Source organism: Pantoea sp. Fr+CA_20 (genome assembly GCF_024520835.1).
Lineage (GTDB): Bacteria > Pseudomonadota > Gammaproteobacteria > Enterobacterales > Enterobacteriaceae > Pantoea > Pantoea allii.
The window spans coordinates 305,267-313,673 of sequence record NZ_JALNPN010000004.1 but is presented as its reverse complement, the minus strand read 5'-3'; the positions used below and the strand labels follow the sequence as shown (position 1 = coordinate 313,673).

General features: G+C 50.8%; 6 protein-coding genes. 5 read left to right on the top strand and 1 reads right to left on the bottom strand.

The features are described 5' to 3' along the window. Window positions 1–94: 94 nt before the first annotated feature. Window positions 95–343: a YciN family protein gene (locus NR177_RS08350; protein ID WP_096010528.1), complete on the bottom strand. Its 249-nt coding sequence runs from the start codon at window positions 341–343 to the stop codon at window positions 95–97. 369 nt (window positions 344–712) lie between these two features. On the opposite strand from NR177_RS08350, the gene topA reads away from it, so the two are divergent. The 5 genes from topA (at window position 713) to acnA (ending at window position 8,398) form a co-directional block, all read left to right on the top strand. Then, entirely contained in the window at window positions 713–3,310 is a 2,598-nt protein-coding gene (topA, locus tag NR177_RS08345; protein WP_063879769.1) for a type I DNA topoisomerase, read from the top strand. A gap of 191 nt (window positions 3,311–3,501) precedes the next feature. Further along, window positions 3,502–4,476 (top strand): HTH-type transcriptional regulator CysB, encoded by a 975-nt coding sequence (cysB, locus tag NR177_RS08340; protein ID WP_063879768.1) that lies wholly within the window; start codon window positions 3,502–3,504, stop codon window positions 4,474–4,476. Between the two features lie 495 nt (window positions 4,477–4,971). Continuing rightward, the gene (locus NR177_RS08335; protein ID WP_074181023.1) at window positions 4,972–5,130 is read left to right on the top strand and encodes a YmiA family putative membrane protein; all 159 of its coding nucleotides are present in this window, start codon (window positions 4,972–4,974) and stop codon (window positions 5,128–5,130) included. A gap of 3 nt (window positions 5,131–5,133) precedes the next feature. Beyond that, a complete protein-coding gene (locus NR177_RS08330) occupies window positions 5,134–5,313 on the top strand; it encodes a hypothetical protein (protein ID WP_074181022.1) in 180 nt (59 codons plus the stop codon). Between the two features lie 403 nt (window positions 5,314–5,716). Beyond that, a complete protein-coding gene (acnA, locus tag NR177_RS08325) occupies window positions 5,717–8,398 on the top strand; it encodes an aconitate hydratase AcnA (protein ID WP_096010530.1) in 2,682 nt (893 codons plus the stop codon). Window positions 8,399–8,407: the final 9 nt, after the last annotated feature.

Genomic DNA, 8,407 nt, shown 5'->3' with positions numbered 1-8,407 from the left:
TCCGCGGGAGCTGCGAATAAGATCCCGGAAATATGCCGATAAAAAAAAGGCTGGTCACCTTAAGTGACCAGCATTAGGCCAAGGCCGGGTTTTTTTATATCAGGTGGTAGCGGGGCGACAGTTCAACCGCGAGGTGTTTAAAGAGATTAAAGACGGCAGTGGTTTTTGCCGTTGGCAGTCCTTGCGCATCCAAAAAATAGGGGCCACGGAAAACGAGGACATCACCCTGTTGACTGACCGCATCGGCTTTGATGTCGGCGAGATAATCATCATGTTGTACAAGCAGCCTATTGGCGATCTCCAGTAGTGCCTGAGATGAAATACCCTGGGTCTGATTGTGCATGTGTCGGCTCCTTTTTGACAGTCTGTTAATTCTTTCTATATTACTTGCGTACCGCGTTGTTCGACAAACCGCCGTGAGGGGTAAAAAAGCGGCTTTACTCACAGCAGATGCTAATTAAGTTGCGTAACAGATTTTATCAGGTACAGTGTGGGCGTTTCAGATTCTAGGGATATTGCACCGGGAAGTGCGATTAAGTCAGGGAGAAAAAGCGATTTTTATCATAACGTTGCATGAGCTGTTTTCACTGACCAGAGATTGAGCCCCACGACCTGAAATGAAAAACAGGCGTAGCAAAAGTGAACCTCATGGGTTTTTGGGCATCCAATCCTCTCCCGTAGAGCAGGACGTATTCATTAGGTAAAGGTAAATATGGGTAAAGCACTCGTTATTGTTGAGTCCCCGGCAAAGGCCAAAACAATCAATAAATACCTCGGCAGTGGCTACGTGGTGAAATCCAGCGTGGGCCATATCCGGGATCTGCCGACCAGTGGTTCAACCGCCAAAAAAAGTGCTGAAACCTCGACAGATAAAAAAGTCAAAAAAGTAAAGAAGGACGAGAAGGCCGCACTGGTCAGTCGTATGGGCGTCGATCCCTATCACGGCTGGGAAGCGGACTATCAGATTCTGCCAAATAAAGAGAAAGTGGTTGCTGAACTAAAGGCTTTAGCCGAGAACGCTGACCACATCTATCTCGCAACGGACCTTGACCGCGAAGGGGAAGCCATTGCCTGGCACCTGCGGGAAGTGATCGGTGGCGATGACAAACGCTTTAGCCGCGTGGTGTTTAATGAGATCACCAAAAACGCCATTCGTCAGGCCTTTGAAACGCCGGGCGAGCTGAATATTGACCGTGTGAATGCGCAACAGGCCCGTCGCTTTATGGACCGTGTTGTGGGTTATATGGTTTCCCCTTTGTTGTGGAAAAAAGTCGCCCGTGGCTTATCGGCCGGTCGCGTTCAGTCGGTTGCCGTGCGATTAGTGGTCGAGCGCGAGCGCGAGATCAAAGCCTTCGTTCCTGAAGAGTACTGGGAACTCAACGCCAACCTGACCACACCGAAGGGCGACGACCTGGCGATGGAGGTCACCCACGCGGGTGATAAACCCTTCCGTCCGGTCAATCACGAACAGACACATGCCGCACTGGCGCTGCTTGAAAAAGCGCGTTTTGAGGTTACCGATCGTGAAGATAAGCCAACCAGCAGCAAGCCTGGTGCACCTTTTATCACCTCCACGCTGCAGCAGGCCGCCAGTACGCGCCTGGGCTTCGGCGTAAAAAAAACCATGATGATGGCACAGCGACTCTATGAAGCGGGCCACATTACCTATATGCGTACTGACTCGACCAACCTGAGTCAGGATGCGGTTTCCATGGTTCGCGGCTATATCGACGGCAATTTCGGTAAAAAATACCTGCCGGACAATGCTAATACCTTTGCCAGTAAAGAGAATTCACAGGAAGCGCACGAAGCGATTCGTCCTTCTGACGTAGAGGTTGTGGCCGATCAACTTAAAGACATGGAAGCGGATGCACAGAAGCTGTATCAGCTCATCTGGCGTCAGTTTGTTGCCTGCCAGATGACGCCTGCACAGTATGATTCGACCACGCTAACGGTAGCCGCGGGCGATTACAAACTGAAAGCGAAAGGGCGTACGCTGCGTTTCGATGGCTGGACCAAAGTTATGCCGGCACTGCGTAAGAACGATGAAGATCGCACATTACCGCCGGTTAACGTGGGTGATGAACTGAGTCTGCAGGCGTTGTTGCCAAGCCAGCACTTTACCAAACCACCGGCGCGCTTCAGTGAAGCTTCCCTGGTGCGTGAACTGGAAAAGCGCGGTATTGGTCGTCCGTCAACCTATGCTGCCATTATCTCCACCATTCAGGATCGCGGCTATGTCAGGTCTGAAAATCGCCGTTTTTATGCTGAGAAAATGGGTGAAATCGTCACCGACCGCCTGGAAGAAAACTTCCGCGAGCTGATGAATTACGATTTTACCGCGCATATGGAAAGCAGCCTCGATGAGGTCGCTAACAATCAGGCGGAATGGAAAGCGGTGCTCGATCGCTTCTTCTCTGACTTCAGTCAGCAGCTGGAACAGGCGGAAAAAGATCCCGAAGAAGGTGGGATGCAGCCTAACCAGATGGTATTAACGACCATCGACTGCCCAACCTGTGGCCGCAAAATGGGCATTCGCACTGCCAGCACCGGGGTTTTCCTTGGTTGCTCAGGTTATGCACTGCCGCCCAAAGAGCGCTGTAAGCAAACCATCAATCTGATTCCTGAAAATGAAGTCCTGAATATTCTGGAAGGCGATGATGCTGAAACCAACGCGTTACGCGCACGTCGCCGTTGCGAGAAATGCGGTACGGCCATGGACAGCTACCTGATTGATAACGGACGCAAACTGCACGTTTGTGGTAACAACCCTGAATGCGATGGCTATGAAATCGAAGAGGGCGAGTTCCGAATCAAAGGTTATGACGGTCCCATTGTTGAGTGTGAAAAGTGTGGTTCTGAAATGCACCTGAAGATGGGGCGTTTTGGTAAATACATGGCTTGTACCAATGATGAGTGCAAAAACACGCGCAAGATATTACGCAATGGTGACGTCGCGCCGCCGAAAGAAGATCCGGTACCTTTGCCTGAACTGCCGTGCGAGAAGTCGGATGCCTATTTCGTGCTGCGTGATGGTGCTGCAGGTGTTTTCCTGGCCGCCAATACGTTTCCAAAATCACGCGAAACCCGGGCACCCTTGGTTGAGGAACTGCAACGTTTCCACGATCGCCTGCCTGAGAAGTTGAAATACCTTGCTGAGGCGCCAGCGACCGATCCGGAAGGGAATAAAACCCTGGTCCGTTTTAGCCGCAAAACCAAACAGCAGTATGTTGCTTCCGAAAAAGAAGGCAAAGCCACAGGATGGTCAGCGTTCTATATTGACGGCAAATGGCAGGAAGCGAAAAAGTAATTCCCCTAAAGGCCAGCGCCCGCTGGCCTTTTTCTTGCCTTATATCAATCCGTTCTACAGTGGTACTTAAAATGCTATAGTGGTTATAGCATTTCCGATCCCTTCTTACTGCTCAGCCATACTTCACCCGCCTGGGCGACAGTACGTCAGCCGGGGATGCGACTCTGTAACCGACCAGGATAAAAACAGATATGAAATTACAGCAGTTGCGCTACATCGTAGAAGTCGTTAACCACAATCTTAATGTCTCGTCGACAGCAGAAGGTCTCTACACCTCGCAGCCTGGGATCAGTAAACAGGTGCGTATGCTGGAAGATGAACTTGGCGTACAAATTTTTGCCCGCAGCGGTAAGCATCTCACCCAGGTGACGCCAGCGGGTGAAGAAATAATTCGTATCGCCCGTGAAGTGCTCTCTAAAGTCGATGCGATTAAGTCCGTGGCCGGTGAACATACCTGGCCCGATAAAGGCTCGCTGTATGTGGCAACCACCCATACGCAGGCACGTTATGCACTGCCCGGCGTTATTAAAGGGTTTATCGAGCGCTATCCGCGCGTCTCACTGCATATGCATCAGGGGTCACCGACGCAAATTGCCGAAGCAGTTTCAAAGGGTAATGCCGATTTTGCGATTGCCACAGAAGCGCTGCACCTGTACGACGACTTGATCATGCTGCCGTGCTATCACTGGAACCGGGCTATTGTCGTCACGCCCGATCATCCCCTGGCAGGCAAAGGGCAGGTGACCATTGAGGAACTGGCCGATTTTCCGCTGGTCACTTACACCTTTGGTTTTACCGGACGCTCAGAGCTGGATACCGCCTTTATGCGCGCGGGCCTGACGCCGCGTATCGTCTTTACCGCGACAGATGCGGACGTGATAAAAACTTACGTCCGGCTGGGATTAGGAGTCGGCGTTATCGCCAGCATGGCAGTGGACCCTGTCGCTGATCCAGATCTGGTCAGAATTGAAGCCTCTGAAATCTTCATCAACAGCACTACCAAGATTGGATTTCGCCGCAGCACCTTCCTGCGTAGCTACATGTATGACTTTATCCAGCGCTTTGCGCCGCATCTGACGCGCGATGTGGTGGATACGGCGGTGGCGCTGCGTTCTAACGACGATATTGAAGCCATGTTTAAGGATATAAAGCTGCCGTTTAAGTAACCGGTAGGTGCAATCCATTAGTCTCAGGCTGCTTAGTGCAGCCTTTTTTTTGGTTGAACGTTAGCGCCATGCTTAGGTTGAAAAGTTTTATTATTTTTTTGTTAATGCTGTGTCGATCACATGTTTAAAGTTTGCTGTATCTTAAATGCGAATTACGACACATTTTTGACGTGATATCTTTGCGACTCGCCAGGATAATTCCCATACTCCAGTTAAGCCTTGACGGTAAAGCGTTTATTCAGGGGCTGCATAAAGGGGTGTTTAGTTATGGCTGGATCTAAAGTTAAATTAACTCAAATTTTTGTGACCGCGATTCAGGTTTATTAATAATAAGTAATTAATCGTTACTTAAGTAATTTTAACCGTTTTGATAAATTGCGTTAATCGTTTTGTGCAATAAAAATTACTGGATTTTTGGCCTTAACGGGTTTAGGATTCTTCCTAAATCTTAATCGATGTTATCAATCGTTTTGTTGAGAGTGATTATCAAAAACTATGACTACGAGACTGACTGTAGACCCGGGTTTCCCGGTTAAAAGCACCAAGGTTAAGCGCTCAGGTAACACTCGTCGCAACGCCTGGTTGACTGTATTCGCTGCCTCAGCGCTGTTCTGGGTTGTTGTAGCATTAATGATTTGGCGCATTTGGGGTTAAGCCATGTGGGCAAACGCACTCTGCCATAAGCACACGACCACCACTCGTCAGCACCGTCTCTCTGGCTACAAAGCAAAAGAGCCGGTTGCAAAGGCGGAAAAAGTGTCTATCCCCGAAAACTGGGATTTAAACGATCATCAACGTAATTTCATCGAGTCTTTTCTGGACCCGAAAGCAAAATAATTAAACATCGCTCTTTTCTTTTAGACACATCTTCTGTCATTCAGGCTGCTTAATTAAGCCCTTTTCACACGCAGTATAAAAGATGACATCCCTTAAAAAGGATGGTTGTACGGTTTTTTATTGCCCATTCGGCGCAGGAGTAATCTTATGAATATGATTAAAATGACCTGGTTCAGTGCCTATGCTTTCTCCTTTACCGTGTGGATGACCGCGTTTTGGGCTGCCCTGTAATATAACGATTCCGGTTTATAAAAAATGCCTCGTAATTTTACGAGGCATTTTTGTTTGCGTCAGATTGTAGCAATTGGTGTTGTAATCAAAACGTTAACAGAAAAGTGGTCTATCTTTATACTAAACCTTGTTGTCTCTGAGGTTTAAAGACCATGATTATAAAGGAGGAGCTATGTCGTTAACACTACGCGAGCAGAGTCAGGAAACACTGCAGGTAGATAATCAAAACTATCACATCTTCAGTCTACCTCGCGCATCACAACATCTGGGCAACATTGACCGCTTGCCCAAGTCCATGAAAGTCCTGCTCGAAAACTTGTTACGTTGGCAGGATGGCGACTCTGTTACGGCAGAGGATATTCAGGCTCTCGTCGACTGGCAGAAAACAGCCCATGCCGATCGTGAGATTGCCTACCGTCCGGCACGTGTATTAATGCAGGACTTCACCGGTGTGCCGGCGGTGGTCGATCTTGCCGCTATGCGCGAAGCGGTTAATCGCCTCGGTGGTGACGTGGCGAAAGTGAATCCACTTTCACCTGTCGATCTGGTTATCGACCACTCGGTAACAGTGGACCATTTTGGCGACGATGAGGCTTTTGAAGAGAACGTGCGCCTGGAAATGGAACGCAACCACGAACGTTACGTTTTTCTACGCTGGGGCCAAAAGGCCTTTGACCAGTTTCGTGTCGTACCACCAGGTACCGGTATCTGTCACCAGGTGAATCTGGAATACCTGGGTAAAGCTATCTGGCAACAAAAAATTAACGGCGAAAACTATGCCTGGCCCGATACGTTAGTCGGCACCGATTCTCACACCACGATGATTAATGCCCTTGGCGTACTGGGATGGGGCGTGGGCGGGATAGAGGCCGAAGCCGCCATGCTGGGGCAGCCCGTCTCCATGCTGATTCCCGACGTGGTCGGTTTCAAACTCACCGGTAAACTGCGCGCCGGAATTACCGCGACCGACCTGGTGCTGACCGTTACGCAAATGTTGCGTAAACATGGCGTCGTCGGCAAGTTCGTCGAGTTCTATGGCGATGGTCTGGCTGACCTGCCGCTGGCGGACCGCGCGACCATTGCTAACATGGCACCAGAATACGGCGCGACCTGCGGATTCTTCCCGGTTGATGAAGTGACGCTGAGCTATATGACGTTAACCGGCCGCGATGCGGAGCAGGTGGCGTTAGTCGAACACTATGCTAAACGTCAGGGCCTGTGGCGCAACGCTGGCGACGAGCCCATTTTCACCAGCAGCCTTGCGCTGGATATGAATGAGGTAGAGTCAAGCCTTGCCGGTCCTAAGCGCCCACAGGATCGTGTGTCGCTGGGCGATGTGCCTGCCGCTTTTGACGCCAGTAATGAACTTGAAGTCAATCACGCACAAAAACCACATAAGCAGGTTGAGTACACCGACAGCGCAACCGGGCTGACGCATACGCTGACCGATGGCGCGGTAGCTATTGCGGCGATCACCTCCTGTACCAATACCTCTAACCCCAGCGTCCTGATGGCCGCAGGCTTACTGGCGAAAAAAGCGGTAGAGCGTGGTTTAAAACGTCAGCCGTGGGTGAAAGCGTCCCTGGCGCCGGGCTCCAAAGTGGTGTCCGACTATCTGGCCGTCGCGCAGCTTACGCCGCACCTTGATAAACTGGGTTTCAACCTGGTGGGCTACGGCTGTACCACCTGTATTGGTAACTCGGGTCCGTTGCCGGATGAAATTGAGTCTGCAATTAAAGAAGGCGACCTGACGGTGGGGGCGGTGCTGTCGGGCAACCGCAACTTTGAAGGGCGAATTCATCCGTTGATTAAAACCAACTGGCTGGCCTCTCCACCGCTGGTGGTCGCCTATGCGCTGGCAGGTAATATGAAGATCAACCTGCAAACCGAACCGCTTGGACAGGATCGTGATGGCAAGCCAGTCTTCCTGAAAGATATCTGGCCGTCACCTGAAGAGATTGCGACCGCCGTACAGCAGGTGACCAGCGATATGTATCATAAGGAGTACGCGGAGGTCTTTGACGGCACGCCAGAGTGGCAGGCAATCAAGGTGAGTGAAGCGGCAACCTATGACTGGGATGAAGGTTCCACCTATATTCGTCTGTCACCTTTCTTTGATGACATGGAGAAGGAACCTAAACCGGTTAAAGATATTCATGGCGCGCGCCTGCTGGCGATCCTTGGCGACTCGGTTACCACCGACCACATTTCGCCTGCCGGTAGCATTAAAGCCGAAAGTCCGGCGGGTCGTTATCTGCTGTCGCATGGCGTTGAGCGCAATGATTTTAACTCCTATGGTTCACGTCGTGGCAACCACGAAGTGATGATGCGCGGTACGTTTGCCAACATCCGTATTCGAAATGAAATGGTGCCCGGCGTTGAAGGTGGCTATACCAAACACTATCCCAGCGGTGAACAACTGGCCATTTACGATGCTGCGATGAAATATCAGGCTGAGGGCGTACCTTTGGCAGTGATTGCGGGGAAAGAGTACGGGTCGGGTTCCAGCCGTGACTGGGCTGCGAAAGGGCCGCGTCTGCAAGGCGTTCGCGTGGTTATCGCCGAATCTTTTGAGCGTATTCATCGTTCCAACCTGATTGGTATGGGCATTTTACCGCTGGAATTCCCACAGGGTGTCACGCGTAAAACCCTGGGTCTGAAGGGGGATGAGTCGGTGGACGTTGAAAATCTGTCTCAGCTTAAGCCGGGATGTACCGTTTCGGTTACGTTAACGCGAGCTGATGGCAGTAAAGAGACGCTGGATACGCGCTGCCGGATTGATACCGGTAATGAGCTGACCTATTACCGCAACGACGGCATCCTGCACTACGTCATTCGCAACATGCTTAACTAATAAGACAGC